Here is a 25,632-nt window from a genome sequence, read left to right as displayed (position 1 = left end):
GACGCAAAGCCCCGCCATGATCGTTCGCCAAGCCGCAAACGTCCTGGAGATCATGGAATTCTTCGCGCAAACGAGGAAGCCGGCGACGCTTGCCGAAATCGCCGATCATTTCGGCTGGCCGCGCTCGTCGACCTTCAACCTGCTCGCGACGCTGTCGGAGAAGGGCTATCTCTACGAACCGCGTCCGCGCGCCGGATTCTATCCGACGCCGCGATGGCTCGCGATGGCGCGGATGATCTCCGAGGTCGAACCGCTGCCGCCCTGGACGCATACGCTGATCGCCGATCTCTCCGCCGAGACCGGCGAGACCGCGTCGATCGTGGCGCCGGCGGGCGTGATGGCGGTGTTCATCGACGTCGTCGAGTCCCAAGCCGCGATCCGCTATTTCGCGACCATCGGGCACCGCGTGCCGATTCACGCCACTGCCAGCGGCCGCGCGCTGCTGCTGCAATATTCGCCGGAGGAGCGCGACTCCGTCTATCGCAAGATCGAATTCAAGCAATACGGCCCGTCGACGCCGATCAGCATCGAGGCGGTGGAAGCCGAGCTGCGCAATTCGATCGAGCGCGGCTACTGCCAGAGCTTTGCCGACTACAGCCGCGACCTCGCCGGCGCCGCGATCCCGCTGCCGATCGGCGACCGCCGCCTGTCGGTTGTCGTCGCAGGGCCGGAGTTTCGGATTGGGCCGAAGGTGGCAGACGTCGCGTCGCTGATCGCGCGGACGGTCGACCGGCTGCGACCGAAGTCTGCGGCGTAAGCCACAGCCTCAGTCGAATCCCTGAACGGGCGGCGTCGAGGTCTCTGCCGGCGCCGCCGGAGCGGCTTGAACGGCCTGCACCGCAGGCGCGGCTTGAACCGGCGGATTGCTGGCAGCTCTCATCTGGCCGTTGGATTCGATCGCCGCGCGCGTGGACTGTGGAGCGCTGGTAGTGGCCAAGCGGTTCGCCTGACGTCGCTGCGGCTGCCGGTATCTTGCCGACCGCGAACCTCTCACGCCCCATGACCTCGCGATCGAAGGTCCGGCGGTGTAGCCGACAACTGCGCCGGCGACCGCACCGATCGGGCCCAGCACGACGGCGCCGGACACGGCGCCGAGCGCCGCAGCGCCAGCGCGCTCCTGCGCAACGGCACTTGCGGGCACGCCAGCCAGCATGACGACGGCAGTGATCAGAGCTTTCTTCATCGGAGCGCCTCCTTCAGGGGAGATCACTCTTACTCAAATATGGCCGCACGAGGTTTGTTCGTTGCCCAACGGAGGGCAATGGCCGATGGAACTCCGGCAATTCAAAGACCTTCGCCGCCCATGGTTCCGGCGGTGCGATGTCGCTCGGCGCCTCGGACGCCTCACCGACAAGCTGCAGTCTTCTCCCTCGCCCCGTTCTTACGGGGAGAGGGTTGGGGTGAGGGGCTGCATCCGCAATCACGGTGAGAACTGGACTCGCGGAGAGTCCCCCTCACCCGTACTGCCGCCATTAGACGATCTTGATCGACATATCCGGGAGGCCCTCGAGCTTGCACAATAGCACGTCGCCCTTCACGACCGGCCCGACATTCTCCGGCGTTCCGGAATAGATGATGTCGCCGGCCTTCAACTCGAACGCTTCCGAGAGCTTTGCGATCTGCTCGGCAACGCTCCAGATCATCTTGCTGAGATCCGAGCTCTGCTTCACGGTGCCGTTGATCGCGAGCGAAATGGCGCCCCTCTCGAAATGGCCGGTCTTGCTCGCGGGATGGATCGGACCGAGCACCGCCGCATGGTCAAAGCTCTTGCCGATCTCCCACGGCTTCTTCTCCGCGGCCATGCCGTTCTGGAGATCGCGCCGGGTCATGTCGAGGCCGAGCGCGTAACCATAGACGTGGTCGAGCGCCTTCTCGGCCGGGATGTTGGCGCCGCCGGATTTCAATGCGGCGACCAGCTCGACCTCGTGGTGGTAGTTCTTGGTCAGCGACGGATAGGGATGATCGGCGACCTCACCGATCGCGACGTTCTGGATCGCGTCCGTCGGCTTCTGGAAGAAGAATGGCGGCTCGCGATTCGGATCCGAGCCGCGCTCGATCGCATGCGCGGCGTAGTTGCGACCGATACAATAGATGCGGCGGACCTGGAACACCTGAGTCTCGCCAACGATCGGGATCGCGACCATCGGCACCGGGAAGATCGGCTTGGGTGCGGCCTGCGCTGCGGCCGGCGCCGTATCGGCAAGGCCCGCCGCGGTCATCGCGGCTGCGGCGGTGAGCACGTCACGTCGAGAAGTTTTCGTCATGATTCTGTTCCCTGGCTTATCCGCTGGTTTGCAGCGGCGCTATTCTTGGGGCGAAAGGGTCAATGGGCTAATGGATCAGGCCGCATCTGCACTTTGTAGACCTTAGGTGAAGCCTCCTTGCCGCCTTCCCCATGGAAGCTCGCCCGCGTTCCGGTCGTGCTCCACAGGCCACGACCTTTCCAACCGGTATCGAGGTCGTCGATCCGCCCGTCGACATTCTTGGTAAAGAAGCCGAGCGGGTATGGATTGCGCAGATTCACCAGCTCGCCGTTGACAAGGGCCAGCAGGGACTCGCTGCCATTGGCGCTCGCGATCGGCACGTTCGCGCCGAGGCCGAACGTGTTGTAGCGGTCCACCCAGACATAATAGGCATGATTGGCGCTGCCGCTGGCGTCGAGCCCCCTGAACTGCGGCCCGGGCATCCGCCAGGTCTTCCATCCCTCGGGACACTGCTTGCCCTCCGCCGTGGTCGGGCCGTTCAGCGGGCCCTTGCAGAGCTTACGATCGAAGCTTGCGAGATGACCACTGGACAAGACCGTCCACACCACACCATCAAGCCCGATGTCGAGACCGCGCGGGCCGAACGTGCCCTCCGGCGGCTGATAGACTTCGGCGAGCGCGGTATTGGCGGGATCTGGTCCCGGCACCACGCGCACGATGTAGCCGGGCTGATCGATGCGGGAGAAGCCTCGATCCATCGCCTGGCCCCAGATCGTGTCGTCGACCGGACTCGGCATGATGCCGTAGAAGGACGCGGCGATGCGCTTGTCCTTGGCCGGATCGACGGGATCCTTGTGCTCGACATAGGCATCGCGCTTGCCGTTGCCGTTGGTGTCGATGATCAGCGGCGTCCAGCCCTGCGATTTTACGTTGTCGAGAGTCTCGCGATACTGCTTGGTGTTGAGCCAGCCGACAATGCCGCCGCCGAGGCCCGGACCACCGGAGCTGGTCCACAGCGTTTGGTTGGCATCGTCGTCGAAGTAGAGATGATGGGTCGTGAAGCAGGTGTTGATCAGGTCCCATTTGCCGGTCGCGGGATCGTAGCGCGACAATTGGCGCAGCGAGGTCGCCTGCGGCGCCACCTTCGCCGACGGCAGATCCGGGCCCTGCTTGCAGTAGTCAGGGTTGGCCGGCGGGCGCAGCCGCGCCGTGAACCAGACCTTGCCCTGCTCGTCCATCATGACGTTGTGGATACTGGTGTGGCCATCCCAGATCGGTTCGTCGCCCCAATAGGCCGACGGTCCGCGCGGCGCGTCGGTCGAGGATGGCGTGTTAGGATCGAGATAGGGATGCTTGATGGTCCCGGCGACATTCCTGACCGGGTCGAGCGTCGGCACGAGATCCGAACTCTCCTCCGACGATCCGTAGATCAGGCCGTTGGCGTTGACCCGCGGGTTACGCTTGTCGGTCGAGATCGCATCGTGCTGATAGTGCGTCGGCGTCGCCCAATCCCACATCGTGAAGACGACGTTGCGCTCGATGCCCTTGGGCCGCTCGGGCTTGGCGAACGGTAACTCGCCGGCTGCAATACGATCGGTCCATTTCGAGAACAGGTCATAGACCTTTTCCGGACCCATGCTGGCCAGCACCGTCGCCATGTATTCCTGGGCCTGTCCGGCCTGGGTGCGGACGGCCCATGCCGTGTGGGAATCGTACCCATCGGTGAACACCTTCGGGATCTCGCGGATGCCGCGCGTGCCGAGCGCGTGGCAGGACTGGCACATGTTCTTGACCGTATCGACCCACTGGGCCTGCGACTTCATGGTATCCGGCATCTTGTTGCCCTTGTCGCCGGTGCCGGGAAACTCCTCAGGTCTGGGGATGTCGAGCATCGAATACCAATACATGCCCGGATAGTTCTGAGCGTCCTCCTTCGGTGAGGCGGCAGCGGCCTTGAAATCCAGCACCTTGCCTGGACGTGCATCCTGTTGCGCGGTGTCCTGCAAGCCATAGCCGCGCACCCAGACCTTGTAGCTGGCTGCGGGAAGATTCGGGATGACGAAACGGCCCTGATCGTCGGTCACCACCACCTTGGCGTATTTGGTCGGGAGATCCCGCGTCTCGGCGATCACCCAGACGCCCGCCTCGACGCCGTTCTCGCTGGTCACCTGCCCACCGATATCGTTGGCGGAGATCTCGACAATTGCCGCCACGGCGGCACCGGCGTGCAGCAGCGCCATCGCGCCGAGACAGCCGGCAAGCATTCGCTTCAAGCCCATCATTCCTCCCATGCGTTATGTTGCGTCGCGACAATTCGGGCGATGATTTCGTTTGAGCCGCCGGCCGGGAACGGCACGATGATCTTGACGCGCTGGAACGGATAATCCTGCGCCGCAGGCCAGCATGGCCACGCTCGCGGACATGAAGGAGCGAAAGATGATCCCGCCCATGTGTTTTTCCCGATGCTTACCTTGTTGTTGGCCTTGCATCACGCGCTGAGCAATGGCCTCAACTTTCCGACGTCGTCAAGCCGTTCGAGATTGCCGATCTGGTCGATCAGCTTCTCGGCCCTGTCACTGCCCAGCACCGGCGCAATCAGATCCCGCGTCTTCGCCGCGACGGCTTCCGTGCTGAGCGGATTCTCCCTGGTGCCCGGCGGATATTTCGTGAAGTGCTCGACCTTCTTGCCATCGGTCAATGTCACCTCGACGACAGCGCCGCGCGGCGCGACCGGATCCATCAGCGCCTTGTCACCGGCCAGCGTCACCTTGGCACGCTGCTCCAGGATCTTCGGATCACGCATCAGCGCGACATCGTGGCTGTCGTTGAACGACACTCCGCCCTTGACCAGCGCGACCGCCACGAGGTGCTGGCAATTGACATCAGGCATCGCGCTTTCGCCCACGATCCCCATCGCATCGGTCGGCAACCTGACCAGGATGCTACGGACGCTATCCGGCGTGAGGCTATACTGCTTGCGCAGCGTCAGCATCGCATCCAGCGGCGACTGGATGGGATAGCCGACCGAGAATGTCTTGATCGCGGTTTCCGTGACATAGAAGAGCTTGCCGAGATCCTTCACCATCTCCTCCGGCTTCGGATCGGTCGAGAGCGCGATGAAGAGATTATGGGTGCCGTCGAGCACGTCGTCGACGCCGGTCAGGCCGCTGAGCACCATGTCGACGGCCATGACGCCATTGCGGGCTCCCATGCCGGCGAAGTCAAAAGCCTTCTCGATGTGGTCGTGGTCCTTCACCCAGCTCCACAACCCGGAAACCTGCTGCGAGGAGTAGGAAATCGCGTAGCGCATCCCCGTTTCATCAAGCCGCGCCAGTGATGCAGCCGCACCGAGCGCGCCGAAGGTCGATGACGTTCCTTCGGCGCTCCGGTGGGCGCCACGCACGAGATCGGGGCCCAGTGCCATCAGCAGGCGGCAGGTCAAATCGTAGCCCAGCGCGACGGCCCGAATGACATCCTGTCCGCTGCGATGTTCCCCCTCGCCGGTAGCGAGCGCGGCCGGCACGACCGAGCATCCCGGATGCGCCTTGGTGACGGGCTCGAAATCGTCGGTCTCGTCGGCATGGGCGCACATCGCATTGGCCAGCGCTGCGTTGACCGCCGTGGAGCGGAAGTCGGAGCCGACCACGGAGGCCTGGGCGTCACCGCCGAGTGTGCGCACATATTTCAACGCCATCTCGCCCGGCTTCATCCGCGAGCCCGGGATCATCGCGCCGAGCGTATCGAGGATGCGGTGCTTGCATTCGCGCAGCACCTGCTCGGGCAACTCTTGATCGCGTGCGGCGACCATGTAGCGGGCGAGACGCTCCGTCACGCCCGGGCCGGCTGCGACGGCCATGCGGCCGCCGGTGGCTGCCAGAGCGGCAACCGACCCGGCGGACCGCAGGAAATGGCGGCGCGATGGCATGCTTCCCTCCTTCGCGATCAGACCGCGACCGACATCTTGGCGATCTCCGCCGCACTCGGCAGGTTCTCGACATTCCAGCAGGCGTCCATCACGCGTCGGATCGTCGCAGCGGGAATGATGCCGTCGGCAAGATCGGAGGACTTGGTTTCGAGCTGCTTGTCGGTCATCGGCACCTCGACGCTGCCGATCGCGTGCTCGATGTAGCGGTTCAGCTTGCGGCCGTCCTTGAGCACGATGGTGAGATCGACCTGCTCCGGCTTGATGCCTGATGTTATGATCGGATTGACCTTGCCGCGGAGCGCAACGATGGTCGGGTCGGTCACCGCGCGGTCGCTGAACTGCTTCTCGCCGCCAGCGCCCTCGACAATGGCCACCGCCACCGCATGGTAGATGCTGAACTTGCCTTCGAGGCCCTGGCTTGGCGTCCTCTTGCCCGTCAGCTCCAGTACCAGCGGGTGGACCTTGAGATCGACCCGCTCGATCTGGTCGGCGGTCAGCCTGTTCTCGTTGCGGAGCTGGATCGCCGCATCGATCGCGGGATGAATGACGATACCGCAGGCGAACGGCTTGTAGGTGTTGAGCGCCGCCTCATAACGCTTGCCGAGGTCACCCAGGATCTCGTTGTAGTCCTGCTTGGTGCTGATCGCGTTGGCCCAGCCACGCTTGGCCTCGATCATCGCGTCGGACGAGGTGAAGTTCCTCGATGCCAGGATCGCGGCGAAGATGCCGCTGGAAGCCGCGCGGCCCGGATTGAAGCTCTTGTTCATCGAGCCGAAGGATTCGCGCAAGCCCACCGGCTGCGACGCCGCAAGACCCAGCGCCCAGGTCATCTGCTGCTCGTTCAATTTCAGCAGCTTGCCGACGGCCGCGGCCGAGCCGAACACGCCGGCCGTGCCGGTGATGTGCCAGCCGACATCGTAATGGTTCGGGTAGACCGAGTTACCGATCCGGCACTCGGTCTCGACGCCGAGCACCAGTGCGTTCAAGAACTCCTTGCCGGAGACCGGCTGCATTTCCGACAGCGCGAGGATCGCCGAGGCCACGGGACCGGCCGGATGGATGATAGTCTTCAGATGCGTGTCGTCATAGTCGAAGATGTGGCTCGACACGCCGTTGATGAAGGCGGCGTTCATGATGTCGAACCGCTCGCGCCGCCCGAACAGGGAAGCCTGCTGCGGCCCCGAGAACGGGCCGAGCGCGGACACCGCGATATCGACCGTCTCGTGATGCGAGCCGCCGATGGCGACGCCGACCCAGTTCAGGAGCGTGCGGATGCCCTCTTTCCGGACATTGGCCGGCAGGTCGTCATAGCTTGCGGTGACGAGATAATGCGCGAGCGCGCGCGTGACGTCCTTCGGCGGCGCCGCGGCAGGAGCCGCAGGCGAGGCTTGCGCAAAGGCCGTGTTGGTGGCGACAGTTGCGAAGGGCAGCGCGGCTGCCGCCTGGAGCAGGGTTCTGCGATCAGTGTGCATAGGCGGCCTCCTCGACCTTGATCGACACCAGCTTGGCGGCCAGACGTACCGCGCTCTCCAGCGCGCCGGTGTTGGCGACGCCTTGGCCTACGATATCGAACGCGGTGCCGTGTGACGGCGTGGTGAAGACGGTCTCGAGCCCGGCGGTGACGGTGACGCCGCGGTTGAAACCGCGCAGCTTGGTCGCGATCTGGCCCTGGTCGTGATACATCGCGACCACGCTGTCGAACTCGCCGGCGAAGGCGCGGATATAGACTGTGTCGGCGGGATAAGGTCCGGTGCAGGCGATGCCGGTCTGGGCGGCGGCTTCGACCGTCGGGCGGATCATCTCGATCTCGTCGCGGCCGAACAGGCCGTTCTCACCGGCATGCGGATTGAGCGCCGCAACCGCAATGCGCGGCTTGGCGACGCCGGCTCGCCGCATCATCCGGTCGACCAGCTCGATCGCATCGGTGATGCTCTCCGGATTGATGCCGTCGAGCGCTTCACGCAGCGACTGATGCCCGGTGACGCGCGACATCCACTGGCCATCGAGCACGTTCATCTCGGAGAAATAGGTCTTGTGCCCGAGCAGGCTCGCGAACATCTTGTGCTCGTCGGGAAACTTCCAGCCGCCGTCGAACATCGCGCGCTTGTTCAGCGGCGCGAAGGTGATGGCGTCGACCTCGCCGTCCCTGGAGAAATCGATCGCGCGCGACAGCGTCTCGCCGGTCAACCGGCCGGACTCGGCGCTGGCCTTGCCGAGCGGGATTTTGGCAGGATCGGTGTTGCCGAGATCAACAAGCTGCACCGTGCCGCGGCCCCATTTGGCGGCCTTGGGCGAGGCAATCCGCTCGACCTTCAGCTTCACGCCGGCATGATCCATGCCCATGTCGAGCACGCGGGCATCGCCGACCACGACGAGGCGCGCGACGTCGGCGAGGCGGTCGTCGGAGAGGATGCGCGCGACCTGTTCGGGACCGATGCCGGTGCAGTCACCAGGGGTCAGCGCGATGACGGGAAGTTCGTTGGTGCTGGTAGCCATATTGGAGACCTTGGATCCTTACTTCGCTTGCTGGATTTGTGCGGCGGACTGAGCCCAGTCCTCGCGATTGAATTCGCCGTCCCATTTGGCGACCACGATCGCGGCGACCGCGTTGCCGATGGTGTTGGTGATGGCGCGCGCCAGCGACATGAAACGGTCGATGCCGAGCAGCAGTGCCAGTCCTTCCGCCGGCAGCCCTGCGGCGACGACGGTCGCAGCAAGTGCCGCGAACGCGCCGCCGGTGACGCCGGCTGCGCCCTTGCTGGTGAACAGCATCACCACGAACAGGCTGAGCTGCTGCGCGGCCGACAGCTCGACGCCATAGACCTGGGCGACGAAGATGGTCGAGAGCGGCAATGTCAGCGCGACACCGTCGAGATTGAAGGAATAGCCGGAGGGAATGACGAGGCCCGCGACAGCACGCCCTACGCCCGCCTTCGGCAACTTTTCCATCATGCCGGGGATGGCGGTCTCCGACGACGAAGTGCCGAGCACCACGAGCAGCTCGGTGCGCAGCAGGCGCAAGAGGTCCATCAGGCGAATGCCGACCAGGCGGCAGATGGTGCCGAGGATGACGAAGATGAAGAACGCCATCATCGCCCAGGCAGTGCCGACCAGAAGCGCCAGCGCATAGAGCGTCGCGGCACCGAACTTCGCCACCGTGAACGCCATGGCGCCGAACGCACCGATCGGCGCCAGCGCCACCACGACATGGACGACACTGAAGACGAGCTCGGTCACCCGCTCCAGGCCGGTCCGCAACGGACCGGCCTTGTCGCCGAGCAGCAACAGGCCGATGCCGCAGAGCAGCGCCAGCACCAGTACCTGAAGCACGTCGCCGGCCGCGAACGCACCGACAAAGCTCTCCGGCACCATGTGCTGGATGTAGGCGGACAATGATCCGACATGAGCCTGCTGATAGCGCGCGACCGTCTCGGCCTGCTGCGCGGTGGCATGCGCCACGCCGGCACCGGGCTGGACCCAGCGCACCACGACGAAGCTGATCGTGAGGCAAATCGTCGTCACCACCTCAAAATAGGCGAAAGCCTTGAGCCCGATGCGGCCGACCGCCTTCATGTCGCCGACCTGCGCGATACCGGTGACCACGACCAGGAAGATCAGCGGCGCGATCGTCATCTTGATCAAGGAAATAAAGACATCGCCGAGCGGCTTGAGCTCCACCGCAAAATTCGGAAACAGAGCGCCGAGCAGAGCCCCGAGCGCAGCACCGGCAACCACCAGGACATACTGCTCGCGCCAGAGCGGCTTGCGGCGGCGGCTGGACGTGGAGCTCGATATGGGTTCAGACAGCGGCGTCGCGGCGATCTGCAATGTATTTTCCTCCAACGTCTTCGGCGCCATGCGTTGAGGGCGCTTCGTTCTTGTCTTTCGATGGCGTTTACATTGGACCAGCGGCGTGTCAGGCGCTAATGCCGTATCGGTATGATTTGAGGACAAAACGTTATTATGGACCTGGTCTGGCTGGAGGACTTCCTTGCCATCGCCGAGGAGGGCGGGTTCTCCCGCGCCGCCGAGCGACGGCACGTGACCCAGCCGGCGCTGAGCCGCCGCATCAAGTCGCTCGAGGACTGGCTGGGGACGCAGCTGTTCGAACGCTCGACCCACACCATCACGCTGACGGCCGCCGGCGAGAGCTTTCGTCCCGTCGCGGAGGACGTGCTGCGCCGGATCCTGGTCGGTCGCGAGGAAGCGCTCGAGGTCGCACGGCTGAAGGCCGAGACCATCACCTTCGTCGCCACGCATTCGCTGTCGCAGACCTTCTTCCCGGAATGGATCCGCAACTCGGACGGCGCGCGCGACGGCTCGGCCGTGCAGCTCGTCGCTTCGAATTTCGCCGGCTGCGAGAAGCTGCTGCTGGACGCGCAGGCCCACTTCATGCTGGCGCATTACCATCCGTCATTGGTGAGCCGGCTCGACATGGACCGCTTCCAGCGCATCGATCTCGCAACCGACGTGCTGATCCCGATCAGCGCTCCGGCGGCAAAGCCGGGCCGCGGCGGACGGCGCAGCAAGAGCACGCAGCCGCGCTACGCCCTGCCCGGCGCATCCGGCGCGCCGCTGCCCTATCTCGCCTATCACCCGGGCTCGGGTGTGGGACGGCTTGTCACATCGTTCCTGGCGGCAAAGGATCCGGTGGCCTGGCTCGTTCCCGGTTTCGCCGCGCCAGTCATGCTGCTGATCGACATGGCGCGCGAGGGACGCGGCGTGACATGGGCGCCGATGAGCCTCGTCTGCGCCGATCTCGACACCGGCCGCCTGCTGCGTGCGGGCGGCGGCGAATGGGACATTCCGATCAACGTGTCGCTGTTTCGCACCCGCGCCCGCATGACCCGGGCGGCCGAGAATTTCTGGAATTCGGTGCGCAAGGGCCGGCCGGGCGTGAAATCCGCCGCATCTGCGTCTCGGGCCAAGTGAGCCCTAGCAGGTGAGCCCTGGCAAGTGAGCCCTAGCATGGAACTTGCATAAATTCTGGGCGACAGGGACGCCGCATGAACCTCATCAGTCTCGACATCCGCATGCTCCGGTCGCTGATCTCGGTGGTCGAGACCGGCAGCATCACCGAGACCGCGCGACGGCTGGGCCGCACCCAACCGGCGATCACGCTGCAATTGCAGCGGCTGGAGGAGCTCACCGGCAAGCAATTGTTCGAGCATGTGGGCCGGCGGCTGATGCTGACCGACGACGGCACCACGGTTCTCACCTACGCCAAATCCATCCTGCGGCTACATGACGAGCTGATCTCGCAGCTGGCGTCACAGGAGATCGAGGGCCAGGTCGTGCTCGGCACGCCCGACCTCTACGCGGCCTTCATGTTGCCGTCGATCCTCAGCGTGTTCCGAAAATCGTTTCCGCGCGTGCAGGTCGAGCTCAACTGCGCGCTGTCGACGCCGCTGGTCGGCCTCGTCAAGCGCGGCGACGTCGACATCGCGCTCGTCACCCGCATGAACGATTTCACCGGCGGCCAGGTGGTGCGGCGCGAGCAGCTGGTCTGGATGACCGGCGAGCAATCCGCCGCGCACCAGGAGCGCCCGATCCCGCTCGCGCTGCTGCCGCCGGGCAACATCTATCGCGACTATGCGATCGATACGCTGGAGCGCGCGAATTTGCGCTGGCGCATCGCCTGCGTCAGCGAAAGCGTCGGCGGACTGCAAGCCGCAGCCTTTGCCGGCATGGCCGTCACCGTGCTCGGCCGCAGCGCGCTGGTGCCGGCGATGCGCGAGATCGGCCCGAACGAGGGCCTGCCCCCGCTGCCGAAGATCGAGCTCCTGCTCTACAAGTCGAGCGGCGCCACCTCGAAGGCGGCGACCGCGCTGCACGACTATCTCGCGCATTATCTGCGCCTTGACGAAGAGCTCAGCGGCCGCGGTGCGCCGATCGAGTTGTCTTGAACCGCCACGCGAAGTTCGCAAGCGCAGCAATATCACGAACGTCTTGACAGCGACTTTCAGCTGCATATTTTTTGCGCCGAGAGATCTAGAGATCTCTCTCTCACCCTCGAAATTCAAGGACCCAATGCGACCGTCGGAGACGATGATGCTCAACGAATCTCTGCCTCAAATTCGCGTGCACAGGAATAACATCCACCGTTATCGGCGACTGCTGAAGACCAGGCTGACAGAGATAGAACGCCAGTACATCGAGAGACGCCTGGCAGAAGAGCAGTCGGCCCTTGATAGCCTCGCCGCCGCGGCCTTTCCGGTTTCCATCTTCGCCTCGAAGGCACCGATCGATACGGGAGCGGCGCAATGAACGTCGCCCGGGACCTGCTCATTCGAGGCAGCGAGAAGGTGATCGGGCACGACGAACTTCTTCCTGCCAGCGCGAAGACCGAGCATGAGCGCGAACTCTATCGGCAACGGATAGAGCGCGAGCGGCGGTTGATCAGGGATTTCCAGGGCGAGCTCGATCGCCGGGCGGCATGAGCTGTCCGGTGGTGAGGCTCCGCCGTCGGCGGTTGCTGAAGGTCAGGTCTCCGGCAATCGACTTAGCGGACGAGGCGGTTGCCCCCTGCATCATGCGCCTTGCCGCTCTGCGGCGGCCCAAGGCCGCCGTAGACGCATCGGGACACCGCCGCCACGCGGCGGGTCGTCGTCGTCATTGTCGCTGTCGAGCCGGCGCAGGGCCGCGAGAATATCGGCGAGCCGAACGGTGTGGCACATGCCGGGGACTTCGCGCAAGGCGGGACAGGATTCGACCGCGTACATATCGGACGCCCAGGACGACAGGATAATCCGTTTCTCCGGCGCAGATAGCTCTTCTGCGTTCAGGACGTCAGCGGGCGAGCCGTAGTGCGCCGCCGGGTGAAACAGTAGGTTGAGATTGTCCGAATTCGTGTTCACGTTGGTCATCGGTTGTGCCTCCCTTTACGCTCCTTTCGAAGGGATGGTAGGTTGATGATGGGATGGCGGCGGGCACCGCCGCCATCCGCGTTCAAGCTAGTGCGTGTTGATCGCGATACGCTTGATGCCTTCCCGCGCCTTCTCGGATTTGGGCAACGAGACGGTCAGGACGCCGTTCTTGAACGACGCCTCGGCCTTGTCTTCCTCGACGTCTTCGAGCGGGACTTGCCGCTCGAATGCGCCGTAGTAACGCTCGGTGAAGTACCTGCCTTCGCCGTTGCGCTCGGCCTTCTTCTCGCCGCGGAGAGTGAGGACGCCGTGGGCGATTTCGACCTCGACGTCCTTCTCCGTCAGTCCCGGAAGTTCGGCCGTGACGGTCAGCATATTGTCGGTCTCGCTGAGTTCGACCTTGGGCCAGCCGAAACGGCCTTCCATAATGGGCGACAGGTTGCTCCCGGCAAAACCGCGAAACACGTCGTCAAACAGACGGTTCATCTCGCGATGAAGCGTCAGGAACGGATCGAAGCTGTCGCGGACCGGCGCAAGCTCCTGGCTCTTTGACCAGGGAATGAGATCACGAAAAGCCATGGTTCTCTCCTTCATGCATCTGGGAGCGCGGCGCGCATCTGAGCGCCGCGTTCCGCCAATCCCTCGACCGCGCGTTAGGCTGCTTCCTTCTGCTCGATCTGAGATGCAGGAGGGGCCGCACCCGCGATCTGGATCCGGCGCGGCCTCATGGCTTCCGGGACCTCACGGACCAGGTCGACGATCAAGAGGCCGTCCTGGAAGGACGCCTGCTTCACCTGGACGTAGTCGGCGAGGTTGAACACGCGCCGGAATGGACGCGCAGCGATGCCGTGATAGAGATATTCGCGCGCAGCGTCGTCGGGCTTCCGACCTTCGATTGTGAGCGCGTTCTGTTCGGCCGTCACCGTGATGTCGTTGACGCCGAAGCCGGCCACGGCGAGGCTGATCCGGTAGTGGTCTTCGCCGGACCGCTCGATGTTATAAGGGGGGTAGTTGTCCTCGGTCGTCTGGCGCAGCGTGCTGTCGACGAGGTCGGCTAGGTGATCGAAGCCGATGGTGGAGCGCCACAGCGGCGCGAAGTCAAAGCTGGTCCTCATAACCAAGTCCTCCAAAGAGCAAGATGGATACGAAGGAACGCAGGACAGGGTTTTCAGACAGGGTCCGAAGACACCGGCCCAGCGCCCGCGCCGGGCCCTCTCGGGCACCCGGCACACCGCTCTCGCGGCAAAAATGACTTAGAAGAAGGGATATCGGTTTCAAGAGGGCGGTCGAAAAAATTTTCGAGCGCGCGGTACGGTCTGGCAAGACGGCCGGTGAGTTCCAGGCCGGATTTGCCTCAAGCCTTCGCGCGGGCCGGTTCGCGCAAGGCCAGCGGCGGCCAGAATCTGGCCCAGGGCTGCGCCGCTTCGAACGCGGCTGCGATCCGGAAAATCGTGGGCTCGTCGAGCCATGGCGCAACGATCTGAAGGCCGATCGGCAAACCGTCGCGATCGAAGCCGCAGGGTAGCGTCGCCGCCGGAAGACCGGCGAGATTGATCGGCCAGGTAAAGGGCGACCAGCCGAGATGCGGATCGACCTTGCTGCCGTCGATCGTGTCGACGCCGATCCGGCCGGCCTCGAATGCGGTCACCGCGACCGTCGGCGTCACCAGCGCATCGACGCGCTCGAACAATTTCAGGAACGCATTGCGGGCCTGGCCGCGCCGGTAGCTGGCTTCGATATAATCCGTGCCGCTGTAGTGGCGGCCGGCGCTGACGACGTCGCGATAGTCGGCTTCGGAGCTGGCGAGATCGGCCGTGCTTTTGGTCGCCACCGCCGCCGCCTGCTCGGTGAAGGCGATCGGCTTCAGCGTGTGCTCGAGAATGCCGGGATCGAGACCCGGGCCATCCATGGTGACCTGCGCGCCGCAGGAATCGAGAATGGCGAGCGCCTTGCCGAATGCCGCGCGGACGTCAGCGTTGATCGGGGCGTAGCCGAGATCGGCGCTCGCACCGATGCGGAGGCCGTTCAATGAGGTCGCGTTCGTATCGAAGCAGCGCGGCGACACCGGCAGGCTCGCGGGATCGCGTGGATCGTAAGCAGCGATGATCTCCAGCACCAGCGCCGCATCCGCGACCGTGCGCGTGATCGGTCCGGTATGCGCGAGCGAGGCCCAGGACGGCGGCGAGAAGCCGGGCGAGCGCGGCACCAGGCCAAAAGTCGGCTTCAGCCCGAACACGCCGCAGAATGATGACGGTACGCGGATCGAGCCGACGCCATCGGTGCCGATCGCGATCGGGCCGCAGCCCGCGGCCACACCCGCAGCCGCGCCACCGCTCGAGCCGCCGCTGGTTCGGCCGGGATTCCAGGGATTGCGCGTCGTACCCGTGACGGGGCTATCCGCCGTCAGCTTGTAGCCGGACTCGCAGGTGGTGGTCTTGCAGGTGATGATCGCACCGGACGCCTTCAGCGCCGACACCACGGCGGCATCGACATCGGGCACGAACGCCTTGTTCATCGGTGAGCCGGCATAGGCCGGCACGCCCGCGACAAACACGAGATCCTTGATCGTGACAGGTACGCCGGCGAGCGATCCCTTCACCTCGCCCGCGCGCATCTCCCTGGTGAGACGGTCGGCCTCCGTCCTCGCCTGCTCGTACATCGGTGTCACCACCGCATTGCAGGCTTCATTCGTGGCTTCGAGCGCGGCAATGGTGTCGTCGACGACATCGCGCGGGGTGAACGCCTTGCGGCGGTAGCCGGCCATGATCTCGGTTGCAGAAAGCGCGCCAAGGCCAGTCGGCGCCGGCGGGAAGGCCGCTCGGCCGGAACCATCAGTCATCATCAACCCTAAAGAGTTAGCTGAGCGCCGCGTCGACGGCGCGCTTGGCCATCACCGTGACGAGATGCGCACGGTAATCGGCTTCGGCGTGGATATCGGAGGTGAGACCGTCGTTGTCGATCTTGATCGCCGCAATTGCGGACGGATCAAAATTCTCCGACAGCGCCACCTCCATCGGCGGCACGCGGAACACGCCGGGACCCGCGCCGGTTACGGCGACGCGGACACCATCGGCAAATTTCGCGACGAACACGCCGACCAGCGCATAACGCGACGCCGGCGCCTTGAACTTCGCGTAACCCGCCTTGAGCGGCACAGGGAAACGGATCGCGGTGATGATCTCGCCGGGCTCGAGTGCGGTCTCGAACAGGCCGAGGAAGAACTTGTCGGCCGCGATCTCGCGCGTGCTGGTGACGATGGTGGCGCCGAGTCCGAGCACGCCGGCCGGATAATCGGCGGCGGGATCATTGTTCGCGACCGAGCCACCAATTGTGCCGCGGTTGCGCACGGCGGGATCGCCGATCATCGACGCCAGCGCGGCGAGCCCGGGGATTTTCGTCTGCACAAGCCTGGAGGCAGCCACCACGGCATGCGGCGTCATCGCACCGATGGTGATGCTGGCGCCGTCGTCGGTGATGCCTTTGAGAGATCCGAGCTTCGACAGATCGACCAATGCGACGGGGCTCGCCAGCCGCTGCTTTATCGTCGGAATCAGCGTCATGCCGCCGGCGACGAGCTTGCTGTCTTCGATCGAGATCAAGAGCTTGGCCGCGTCTGGAATTTCGCTCGGCTGGTGATAGGCAAATGGTTTCATTGTTGTCCTCCCTATTCCGCGGCGACCGGCAGCGACGCGTTTTGCAGCAGGCGCCAGATCCGGTTCGGCGTTGCCGGCATGTCGACATGGGTGACGCCGAGATGCGCGAGCGCGTCGACCACCGCGTTGATGACGGCGGCCGGCGAGCCGATGGTGCCGACTTCGCCGCAGCCCTTCACGCCCATTGGTGTGTGCGTGCAGAGCGTGGAATGGGTCGCAACCTTCATCATCGGCATGTGATCGGCGCGTGGCATGCAGTAATCCATCAACGAGCCCGACAGCAGCTGACCCGAGCCTTCGTCATAGACCGCGTTCTCGAACAGCGCCTGGCCGACACCTTGAACGATGCCGCCGTGCAGCTGGCCCTCGACGATCATCGGATTGATGACCGTGCCGACGTCGTCCACCGCGGTGTAATTGACCAGCGTCACCGTGCCCGTCTCGGGATCGACCTCGACCTCGGCGATGTGGCAGCCGCCGGGATAGGTGAAGTTGACGGGGTCGTAATAGGCCTGCTCTTCCAGCCCCGGCTCCAGCACCTCGAGCGGATAGTTGTGAGGCACATAAGCGGCGCCCGCGATCTCCTCGAACGACTTGATGCGGTCCGTACCCGCGACCGAGAAGTTTCCGGCCTCGAACTGGATATCGACTTCAGCGGCCTCGAGCAGATGCGCCGCGATCTTCTTGCCCTTGGCGATCACCTTGTCCGTCGCCTTCGACAGCGCTGCGCCGCCGACAACTAGGGAACGCGAGCCATAGGTGCCCATGCCGAACTGGACACGGTCGGTATCGCCGAACACGATGTCGACATTCTCGAAGGAAACGCCGAGCTTCTCCGACACGATCTGTGCAAACGTCGTCTCGTGGCCCTGGCCGTGATTGTGGGTGCCGATCATGACCGTGACCTGGCCGGTCGGATGCACGCGCACCGTGGCGCTCTCGTAGAGACCGCCGCGCGCGCCCAACCGCCCTGCGAAGCGCGACGGCGCAAGGCCGCAGGCCTCGACATAGGTGGAATAGCCGAGCCCGCGGAATTTGCCTTTGCTCGCAGAGGCTGCCTTGCGCACGCCGAAATTCTTGACGTCGGCGGCGACGAGCGCGCCGTCGAGGCATCCCATCGGATCGCCGGAATCGTACTGCACCAGCACCGGCGTCTGATACGGATAGGCCTCCTTCGGGATCATGTTGCGCCGGCGAATCTCGACGCGGTCGATGCCCATCTCGCTGGCTGCGACATCGACGATGCGCTCCAGCACGAAGGTCGCCTCAGGCCGGCCCGCGCCGCGGTAGGCATCGACCGGCACGGTGTTGGTGAAGACCACCTTCACGTTGCAGTAAATTGCGGGCGTGGTGTAGACGCCGCCGAGCAGCGGACCATAGAGATTGGTCGGGATGTTCGGTCCGAAAGTCGAGAGATAACCGCCCATATTGGCGAGCGTATTGACGCGGAACGCCAGGAACTTTCCGTGTTCATCCAGCGCCAGCTCGGCTTCGGTGACGTGATCGCGGCCGTGACGATCGGAGACGTAGCCTTCCGAGCGGCTTGCGACCCATTTGATCGGCCGCATCACGCGCTTGGCGGCCCAGGTGATCACGGCCTCCTCGCCGTAGTGGAATTGCTTGACGCCAAAGCCGCCGCCGACATCGGGTGCGACGACGCGCAGCTTGTGCTGCGGGATGTTCAGCACCAGCGCGCCCATCAGGAAGCGCACGACGTGCGGGAACTGGCTGGTGGTCCACAGTGTGAAGCGATCGGTGCCCGGCTCGTATTCGGCGATCGCCGCGCGCGGCTCCATCGGGTTGCCGATCAGGCGGTTGTTGACGAGGCTGAGCTTGGCGACATGCGCAGCCTTGCGGAACGCGGTTTCGACCGCGGCCTTGTCACCGAGCTCCCAGTCGCAGCAGATGTTGTTCGGCACGTCGTCGAACAGTTGCGGCGCGCCGGGCCTGACGGCTTCGAGCACGCCGACCACGGAGGGCAGCACCTCGTAATCGACCGTCAGCAGCTCGGCCGCGGCATTGGCCTGCCCCGGCGTCTCGGCGATGACGAAGGCCACCATGTCGCCGACGAAGCGCACCTTGCCCTGCGCCAGCATCGGGAATGGCGGCTCCTTCATCGGCACGCCCTTGGCGTCCGAGATGCCCCAGCCGCAGGGCAGAGAGCCCAGCTTGTCGGCCGCGACATCCTCGCCCGTCAAGACCGCGATGACTCCGGGCGACGCCAGCGCCGCGCTCTTGTCGATGCCTCGCAACACGGCATGGCCATGCGGAGAGCGCACGAACACGCCGGCCGTCATGGCCGGACGCTTGATGTCGGAGACATAATTGCCGCGGCCGGTGAGGAAGCGCTGGTCTTCTTTCCGCTTCGGTGAGGCGCCGATGCCGATCACATTGCCCATGGTCACTCTCCCTTGCCGGCGTTCATGGCGGCGGCGCCGGCCAGCACGGAAACCACGATGTTCTGGTAGCCGGTGCAGCGGCAGATGTTGCCTTCGAGGCCATGGCGGACATCGGCCTCGGTCAGATCCGGTTTCCCGGTGGCGAGCGCGATCGCCGTCATCAGCATGCCGGGCGTGCAGAAGCCGCATTGCAGGCCGTGATGCTCGCGAAACGCCTCCTGCATTGGATGCATCTGGTTCGAGCCGGGCGCTCCTTGCAGACCTTCGATGGTGAGCAGCGTCGCGCCATCGAGCGCAGGCGCCAGCAGCGTGCAGCTCTTCACCGGCAGGCCATCGAGATGGACGACGCAGGCGCCGCACTGGCTGGTGTCGCAGCCGATATGGGTGCCGGTGAGATTGAACTGCTCGCGCAAGAGCTCGGCGACAAGCGTCGCCGGTTCGACGTCCACGGTGGTGGGCCGGCCGTTGAGTGTGAAGGATATCTGCAAGGTCATGCTCCTGCGCGACGGGTCTTTAGGCGAGTGGAAGCGCGCTGCCGGTGGCCCATGTGGCCATGACGACATCGCCGACGGTGAAAGGATCTGCGAAGAAAGTCTTTTCCGGCACATAGGCGACGAACTCGTCGTCCGGCACGGTGTCGAGCATGACCTTGACGAAATAGCCCTGGTATTCGATCGCAAGCACCCGGCTCGGCAGCGAAGTGGTGCAGCCCGGCGGCAGATCCCTGCCCGGCCTGACCAGCGCGACGTCGTCGCGACGCACCGCGATATCGACCTTGTCGCCGACGCTGACGGCCGGGCGCGCCTGAAGCGGCACCTCGATGCCATCAGGCGCGGCCTGTGCCAGCGTAAAGCTTGCACCGTTGACCTTTTCGACCCGGCCGGAGAGCACGTTCTGGCCGCCCATGAACTCGGCGACATAACGATCGTGCGGATGGGCGTAGACGTCGCGCGCGGCACCCGCCTGCTTGATCTTGCCCTGCTCCATCACCACCACAAGGTCGGCAAGCGCGATCGCCTCGAGCTGGGTGTGGGTGACGTGGATGAAGGTGATGCCGAGCTCCTGCTGCATCCGCCGCAATTCCTGGCGCATCTGGACGCGGAGCTGCTCGTCGAGCGCCGACAGCGGCTCGTCGAGCAGCAGCACGCGCGGCTCGGTGATCGCGGCGCGCGCCAACGCCACGCGCTGCTGCTGGCCGCCGGAGAGCTGCGCCGGCAGGCGATCTGCGAATTGCGTCAGCCGCACCTTCTCGATCATGGCGTCGGCGGCACGCAGGCGATCGGTTTTGGACTGGCCTCGCACGCGCAACGCAAAAGCGATGTTCTCGCGGACCGTCAAATGCGGGAACAGCGCGTAGGACTGGAACATCATCGCGGTGCGCCGCTGCACCGGCGCGAGGCCGACGACGTTCTGGCCGCCAATCACGATCTCGCCCGCGGTCGGGTCCTCGTGGCCCGCGATCATGCGCAGGATCGTGGTCTTGCCGCAGCCGGAGGGACCGATGAAGCAGCAATAGGCGCCGTCTGCGATCCTGAGATTGACGCCGTCGACCACGTTGGTCACGCCGTCAAAGCTCTTGCAGACGCCTGCCAGTTCAATATCGCCGCGATCGTTCTTCATTCCCGAATCAACCCTTTGCACTGCTACCGCGCCTCTTTTGAATCAGCACGATGCTGCCGAGGCTCGCACCGATGACGATAAAGGAGACGATGGTCGTCACCGTGCCCAGCGCATAAAGCGAGGGCGAGGTGACGTTCAATGTCATGCTCCAGATCTCCAATGGCAGCGTGTTGAGCGAGCCCGCGGTCTGGAGGCTGCGCGCGAACTCGTCGTAGGAGAGCGTGAACCCGAACAGCGCGACCGCGACGAGGCCGGGCGCCAATACCGGGATCATCACCAGCCGGATCGACTGCCAGCGGCTGGCGCCGAGATCGTAGGCCGCCTCCTCCCAGACATGATCGAAGCGCGACATCACCGCGAACATCACCAGCACGCCGAACGGCAGCGTCCAGGACAGCTGCGCACCGAGCGCCGAGGTGTACCAGCTCGCATTCAGCCCCAGCGCCTGGAACAGGAGACCCGTGCCGAGACCGAGCACGAGGCCAGGCGCCACCAGGCTGCCGATCATCATGTAGAAGACAAAGGTGTCGCCGCGAAAGCGCTTGCGGAAGCCGAGCCCGGCGAGGAACGAGACCACGACCGTGATGATGGTGACGATGACGGCGAGCTTGATCGAGCGGTCGAACGAGCCCTTGACGTCACCGGTCCGGACCTGGGTGAAGAGGTCGACAAACCAGTGCAGCGAATGGCCCTTCATCGGAAACACAAGGCCGCCGCGAATGTCCTGGAACGACAGGACATAGATGCAGAACATCGGGCCGTAGAGCGCGATCACGTAGAGCCCGAACAGCGTCGCCAGCACGTAGAACGTCCAGGGACGCCCGCCCTTGCTCGGCGCGATCGCCTTGGTCGTCGCGGGTGCGACCCTCTCGGGCATGTCGGCGAGAACAGCGCTCATCGCGTGATCTCCTGCCTGATATCGACGGTGCGCAGGATCAGCGAGACGATCGCGACCAGCACCAGCGTCAGCAGCACGGCGCTCGCCGCCGCGGTCGGATATTGCAGCACGCCAACATCCTCATAGAAGGCGCTGACCACCGAGGCCGAGCCGCCGCCGGACATCACCTTGACCACGAAGAAGTCGCCCATCACGATTGACACCACGAAGATGGTGCCGAGCGCGATGCCGCTCTTGGACATCGGCACGACGATCAGGCGCATGATGTCGAAACGGCTGGCGCCAGCATCGATCGCGGCCTCGATCAGCTTCTTGTCGATCCGCGCCATGGAATTGAAGATCGGCACGATCATGAAGATCGTGAGCTGGTGGACATAGGCAATGACCACCGCGAGATCGGAGAACAGCAGCACCTCCAGCGGCTGATGGATCACGCCCAATGCCAGCAGCGCCTGGTTGATCAGGCCTTCCTTGCCGAGCAGCGGGATCCAGGAAATCATCCGGATGATGTTCGAGGTCCAGAATGGCACCGTGCACAACAGGAACAGGCCGATCGCCAGCAACTGGTTGCGGACGTGAAACACCAGGAAGTAGGCGACGAAGAATCCGATGATCAGGGTGAAGACCCAGGTCAGCACGGTGAACTTGATGGTCGCGAAATACAGCTTCAGCGTCAGCGCCGAATGCAGCACCTCGACATAGCTTGCGAGCGTGAAGCCCGGCGTCAGCCCGCCAAAGCCGTCGGTGGCAAAGAAGCTTGCGGCCAGCACGACCAGGATCGGCGCCACGAAGAACGGCACCAGCACCAGGACCAGCGGCGAGACATAGAGCCAGCCGGCGAGATTGGAACGCGATGGAGCTTGAGCTGAGCTCGAACTTGGCTGCATATCAGCAAATGCCTCGAAGTCGGTCTTGTCGCACCGGCGCGTGACGGCGCCGGTGCTTCTTCAGGTCAGGGAAAGCAGGTTTCAGGCCACCTTGAAGTCATTCCAGCGCTTGTTCATGTAGGCCGCCTCGTCCATCAGCGTGTTCCAGCAGGAGATGTTCTTGACGCGGTCGAGGAACGAGCCGCCGTCACGCTTGGTGCCGGCCTTCTCCATCGCCACGCCGTAGGGATCGTTGATCACTTCCGGCGCCGGCTTGCCGTCGTACCAGAAGTCCCATTCGGCAGCGGTCAGGAACTTCTTCGCGGTCGACGGCACCGGACTGTAGTAGCCGTAGCGGCCGACGAAGCCGCCCTGCCAGCCCGAGAGATACCAGTTGAGATATTCATAGGCGGCGTCGAGTTTCTTGCCGGAGAGGTGCTTCATCAGGCCCATGCCGTTGCACCAGCCGCGATAGCCTTCCTTGCCGTTCTTGACGTTGACCGGCGCGTAGACGCAGGGGATTTCCTTTACGCGGACCGCGGCCACTGCCGGCGACCACATCGACTGGATCACCACTTCGCCTGCGGCCATCAGCTGTACCGACTGGTCGAAAGTGGTCCAAGTCGCGCGGAACTGGCCCTGCTTCTTCAGCTCGATCAGCTTGTTGCAGGTGAAGTCGATCTCCTCCTTGGTCATGTTGCCCTTGTTGCCGTACTTGATCAGTCCGGCACTTTCGAAGCAGAGTGCGGCATCCATGATGCCGATCGCGGGCACGTCGAGGATGGCGGCCTTGCCCTTGAACTTGGGATCGATCAGATCCTTCCATTCGGTCACTTCGTGGCCGACGAGATCGGGGCGGTAACCGATGGAATCGGCGTTGTAGACCTGCGGCAGGAAGGTCGCCCATTCGGTGACGCCGTCGTTCAGATCGGTCGAGTCGGGCTTCGCGATGTACATGGCTTCGTAGGGCGAGATGCCCTGGCGCGGGATCTTGTGGCCGTCGATCTCGCCTTTGGTGAAGATCGGCAGGATGTTGTCGAACTCCTTGATCTTCTTGACCTCAATGCCCTGGATGACGCTGCGCTTGGCGGCGAGCTTGGCCTGCCAGCCCTCGAGATCGGCGATATCGACCGTATTAGGCTGGCTTATGAAGCGGTTGATGGCGGCAGAGGTGTCGAGGTTCTGCATCGTCACCTTGAAGCCGAGATCCTTGGCGGCCTGGTCGCCGATCGCCTTCACCACGGAATAGGAGACGCCGACATGGCGCAGCTCGATGTCCTTGATCTCCTGCGCCCAGATGGTCGGGAATCCGCGGATCGCATCCGATCCTGCGGCTGCGCCCGCAACGGCCGCCGCACCCTTCAAGAGTGTGCGCCGGCTCAGCTTTTTCGTCGACTTGACGTCCGTTCTGGCTCCCGTTCCCGCCGGATCGGAAGTGAACGTCCCCTTGGTCCCGTCAGACATGGCAACCCCCGTTGGCTACGGTGAACGCTCGCACCGATCGCCATTGATCGGCTGCGGATGTGATCATTACGCGCAAGGCTAGGGGCAGGATTTCGCGAAGTAAAATTGGAAGTAAAAATTCGGCGTATAAACGCGGCTAATGGATCAGGCTGCTGCATTGGGTTTCGGCAGCGCGCATAAGAAGGCGTCAGAGCGTGCATACAAGGCGATGGCTCCGATCGCGCGGGCTGGTTCGCGCAGCAGGCGCGACAACGATTGCGCTATTGAGTGCCGCAACCTTGTGCGCAGCGCGCGCCGGCGATGTGTCCGTTGCGCCGACGAAACTGAAGTCGATCGGCACGATCGATGCGCGCTTTCAATCCTACAACATCGAGATGACGGAAGTGACCGGCGGACGGTTCTGGAAGCCCTATCCGCGAACAATGCGCGCGCTTGATGCGCGGGATCGTTACGGCACGCGGCCGCCGATCGATCTTGCCAACGCGCGGCTGCGCAAGCTCGCGGCCGCCTTGGCGCCGGCCTATCTGCGCGTCAGCGGCAGCTGGGCCAATGCGACGTTCTTTGCCGACATGGACCCTCCGCCGGCCAAGCCCCCGCCGGGATTCGATTCCGTGCTCGGCCGCAACCGATGGCGCGACGTCATCGACTTTGCGCGCGCGGTCGATGCGGAGATCGTGACATCCTTTGCGATCAGCCCGGGCAGCCGCGGTGCCGATGGCGCGTGGAAGACCGATCAGGCCGAGCACCTGATCGACACGACGCGTTCGCTCGGTGGCCACATCGCGGCGGTGGAGTTCATGAACGAGCCAACACTCGCCGCGACGAACGGTGCACCGCCCGGATATGACGCGAAGGCCTATGGCCGCGACTTCAGGATCTTTCGCGAATGGATGCGGCGCGCGGCGCCCGAGACGCTGATCGTGGGTCCGGGTTCGATCGGCGACGCGCCGTCGCCATCCGGGTCGGGCCTCACCACGCGCGACCTGCTTGCCGCGTCCGGCCCTGGCCTCGATCGCTTCTCCTATCATCACTACAATACGCTTTCGCCGCGCTGCGGTGGCCGCGACGATCCGGCGCAGGCGCTTTCCGGGCAATGGCTGGCGCGCACCGACGCGACTCTCGCGATCTACAGCGCGCTGCGCGACAGATTCGAGCCGGGCAAGCCGATCTGGCTCACGGAGACCGCGGATGCCGCCTGCGGCGGCAATCGCTGGGACAAGACGTTTCTCGACGCGTTCCGCTATCTCGACCAGCTCGGTCGGCTGGCAAGAGCCGGAGTCCAGGTGGTGATGCACAACACGCTGGCCGCCAGCGACTACGGCCTGCTCGACGAAGCGACGTTCCGTCCGCGACCGAACTACTGGGCTGCGCTGCTCTGGCACCGGCTGATGGGAACGATCGTGCTCGACGCGAGCTCGGTCGCAGCGCCGGATCTCCATCTCTATGCGCATTGCCATCCGGGCCTGCGGGGCGCGGTGTCCGTGCTCGCGATCAACGCATCGCGGCATGCATCATTCGCCCTGACGCTGTCGCATCCGGCCGAGCGTTACACGTTGCATGCGACACAGCTGCAAGGCGCGACCGTGCAGCTGAACGGCAAGACGCTCGCGCTGAGCGCCGATGACGAACTGCCCCGGCTTGAGCCGCGCGCAGCAGCGGCGGGTGCGATCCGGCTTGCGCCGGCGAGCATCACCTTCCTGGTATTTCCAGCAGCCGCGAATCCCGCCTGCCGTTAGC

General features: G+C 64.5%; 24 protein-coding genes. 6 read left to right on the top strand and 18 right to left on the bottom strand.

All coding sequences use genetic code 11. From position 1 onward, the window contains the following. The first annotated feature begins 16 nt into the window (after positions 1–16). Positions 17–757, top strand: coding sequence for an IclR family transcriptional regulator (locus ABIC09_RS07285; protein WP_148754800.1), 741 nt, complete (start codon positions 17–19; stop codon positions 755–757). Between the two features lie 9 nt (positions 758–766). On the opposite strand, the gene ABIC09_RS07280 is transcribed toward ABIC09_RS07285, so the two are convergent. From ABIC09_RS07280 to ABIC09_RS07250, 7 genes are all read right to left on the bottom strand, one after another. Continuing rightward, positions 767–1,183, bottom strand: coding sequence for a hypothetical protein (locus ABIC09_RS07280; protein WP_354035306.1), 417 nt, complete (start codon positions 1,181–1,183; stop codon positions 767–769). Between the two features lie 289 nt (positions 1,184–1,472). Next, positions 1,473–2,264, bottom strand: coding sequence for a fumarylacetoacetate hydrolase family protein (locus tag ABIC09_RS07275; RefSeq protein ID WP_354033045.1), 792 nt, complete (start codon positions 2,262–2,264; stop codon positions 1,473–1,475). Between the two features lie 59 nt (positions 2,265–2,323). Continuing rightward, positions 2,324–4,483, bottom strand: a complete 2,160-nt coding sequence (locus ABIC09_RS07270; RefSeq protein ID WP_354108840.1) for a carboxypeptidase-like regulatory domain-containing protein — start codon at positions 4,481–4,483, stop codon at positions 2,324–2,326. A 209-nt stretch (positions 4,484–4,692) separates the two neighbouring features. Further along, complete coding sequence (locus ABIC09_RS07265; RefSeq protein WP_354108839.1) at positions 4,693–6,129, bottom strand: MmgE/PrpD family protein; 1,437 nt, start codon at positions 6,127–6,129, stop codon at positions 4,693–4,695. 17 nt (positions 6,130–6,146) lie between these two features. Next, the gene (locus ABIC09_RS07260) at positions 6,147–7,601 is read right to left on the bottom strand and encodes an MmgE/PrpD family protein (protein ID WP_354108838.1); all 1,455 of its coding nucleotides are present in this window, start codon (positions 7,599–7,601) and stop codon (positions 6,147–6,149) included. Then, complete coding sequence (locus tag ABIC09_RS07255; RefSeq protein ID WP_354108837.1) at positions 7,591–8,625, bottom strand: PdxA family dehydrogenase; 1,035 nt, start codon at positions 8,623–8,625, stop codon at positions 7,591–7,593. The genes ABIC09_RS07260 and ABIC09_RS07255 overlap by 11 nt, the downstream gene beginning before the upstream one ends. Positions 8,626–8,643: 18 nt before the next feature. Then, positions 8,644–9,957, bottom strand: coding sequence for a cation:dicarboxylate symporter family transporter (locus ABIC09_RS07250; RefSeq protein WP_354108836.1), 1,314 nt, complete (start codon positions 9,955–9,957; stop codon positions 8,644–8,646). 135 nt (positions 9,958–10,092) lie between these two features. Here ABIC09_RS07250 and ABIC09_RS07245 point away from each other — a divergent pair, with 135 nt between their 5' ends. The 4 genes from ABIC09_RS07245 (at position 10,093) to ABIC09_RS07230 (ending at position 12,569) form a co-directional block, all read left to right on the top strand. Beyond that, complete coding sequence (locus ABIC09_RS07245) at positions 10,093–11,061, top strand: LysR family transcriptional regulator (RefSeq protein ID WP_354086121.1); 969 nt, start codon at positions 10,093–10,095, stop codon at positions 11,059–11,061. Positions 11,062–11,135: 74 nt separating this feature from the next. Beyond that, positions 11,136–12,035 (top strand): LysR substrate-binding domain-containing protein, encoded by a 900-nt coding sequence (locus ABIC09_RS07240; RefSeq protein WP_148754809.1) that lies wholly within the window; start codon positions 11,136–11,138, stop codon positions 12,033–12,035. A gap of 142 nt (positions 12,036–12,177) precedes the next feature. After that, positions 12,178–12,396, top strand: a complete 219-nt coding sequence (locus ABIC09_RS07235) for a hypothetical protein (protein ID WP_354033051.1) — start codon at positions 12,178–12,180, stop codon at positions 12,394–12,396. Continuing rightward, complete coding sequence (locus ABIC09_RS07230; protein WP_354108835.1) at positions 12,393–12,569, top strand: hypothetical protein; 177 nt, start codon at positions 12,393–12,395, stop codon at positions 12,567–12,569. The genes ABIC09_RS07235 and ABIC09_RS07230 overlap by 4 nt, the downstream gene beginning before the upstream one ends. Positions 12,570–12,659: 90 nt before the next feature. Here ABIC09_RS07230 and ABIC09_RS07225 read toward each other — a convergent pair whose 3' ends face one another. From ABIC09_RS07225 to ABIC09_RS07175, 11 genes are all read right to left on the bottom strand, one after another. After that, positions 12,660–12,995 carry a hypothetical protein gene (locus ABIC09_RS07225; protein WP_354108834.1) on the bottom strand — a complete coding sequence of 112 codons (336 nt, stop codon included), beginning with the start codon at positions 12,993–12,995 and terminating at the stop codon, positions 12,660–12,662. Between the two features lie 87 nt (positions 12,996–13,082). Beyond that, positions 13,083–13,574: an Hsp20/alpha crystallin family protein gene (locus ABIC09_RS07220; protein ID WP_148754811.1), complete on the bottom strand. Its 492-nt coding sequence runs from the start codon at positions 13,572–13,574 to the stop codon at positions 13,083–13,085. Positions 13,575–13,648: 74 nt separating this feature from the next. Further along, positions 13,649–14,110 carry an Hsp20 family protein gene (locus ABIC09_RS07215; RefSeq protein WP_354086118.1) on the bottom strand — a complete coding sequence of 154 codons (462 nt, stop codon included), beginning with the start codon at positions 14,108–14,110 and terminating at the stop codon, positions 13,649–13,651. 239 nt (positions 14,111–14,349) lie between these two features. Then, positions 14,350–15,834 (bottom strand): amidase, encoded by a 1,485-nt coding sequence (locus ABIC09_RS07210; RefSeq protein ID WP_354108833.1) that lies wholly within the window; start codon positions 15,832–15,834, stop codon positions 14,350–14,352. Positions 15,835–15,850: 16 nt separating this feature from the next. After that, positions 15,851–16,648, bottom strand: a complete 798-nt coding sequence (locus ABIC09_RS07205; protein ID WP_354108832.1) for an FAD binding domain-containing protein — start codon at positions 16,646–16,648, stop codon at positions 15,851–15,853. Positions 16,649–16,659: 11 nt separating this feature from the next. Continuing rightward, positions 16,660–19,047, bottom strand: a complete 2,388-nt coding sequence (locus tag ABIC09_RS07200; protein WP_354108831.1) for a xanthine dehydrogenase family protein molybdopterin-binding subunit — start codon at positions 19,045–19,047, stop codon at positions 16,660–16,662. 2 nt (positions 19,048–19,049) lie between these two features. Next, positions 19,050–19,541: a (2Fe-2S)-binding protein gene (locus ABIC09_RS07195; RefSeq protein WP_354108830.1), complete on the bottom strand. Its 492-nt coding sequence runs from the start codon at positions 19,539–19,541 to the stop codon at positions 19,050–19,052. Between the two features lie 19 nt (positions 19,542–19,560). Continuing rightward, positions 19,561–20,667, bottom strand: coding sequence for an ABC transporter ATP-binding protein (locus ABIC09_RS07190; RefSeq protein ID WP_354086113.1), 1,107 nt, complete (start codon positions 20,665–20,667; stop codon positions 19,561–19,563). A 7-nt stretch (positions 20,668–20,674) separates the two neighbouring features. Continuing rightward, positions 20,675–21,565 (bottom strand): ABC transporter permease, encoded by an 891-nt coding sequence (locus ABIC09_RS07185; protein ID WP_354108829.1) that lies wholly within the window; start codon positions 21,563–21,565, stop codon positions 20,675–20,677. After that, positions 21,562–22,452 (bottom strand): ABC transporter permease, encoded by an 891-nt coding sequence (locus ABIC09_RS07180; protein ID WP_354108828.1) that lies wholly within the window; start codon positions 22,450–22,452, stop codon positions 21,562–21,564. The genes ABIC09_RS07185 and ABIC09_RS07180 overlap by 4 nt, the downstream gene beginning before the upstream one ends. An 81-nt stretch (positions 22,453–22,533) precedes the next feature. Then, positions 22,534–23,895, bottom strand: coding sequence for an ABC transporter substrate-binding protein (locus tag ABIC09_RS07175; RefSeq protein ID WP_148754820.1), 1,362 nt, complete (start codon positions 23,893–23,895; stop codon positions 22,534–22,536). A 263-nt stretch (positions 23,896–24,158) separates the two neighbouring features. Here ABIC09_RS07175 and ABIC09_RS07170 point away from each other — a divergent pair, with 263 nt between their 5' ends. Beyond that, entirely contained in the window at positions 24,159–25,631 is a 1,473-nt protein-coding gene (locus tag ABIC09_RS07170) for a glycosyl hydrolase family 79 N-terminal domain-containing protein (protein WP_354108827.1), read from the top strand. Position 25,632 lies beyond the last annotated feature (1 nt).

The sequence above is a fragment of the Bradyrhizobium sp. S3.12.5 genome (assembly GCF_040548225.1).
Lineage (GTDB): Bacteria > Pseudomonadota > Alphaproteobacteria > Rhizobiales > Xanthobacteraceae > Bradyrhizobium > Bradyrhizobium cytisi.
Note: the sequence above shows the minus strand (reverse complement) of the source record. Positions and strands in the feature narration are given on the sequence as shown.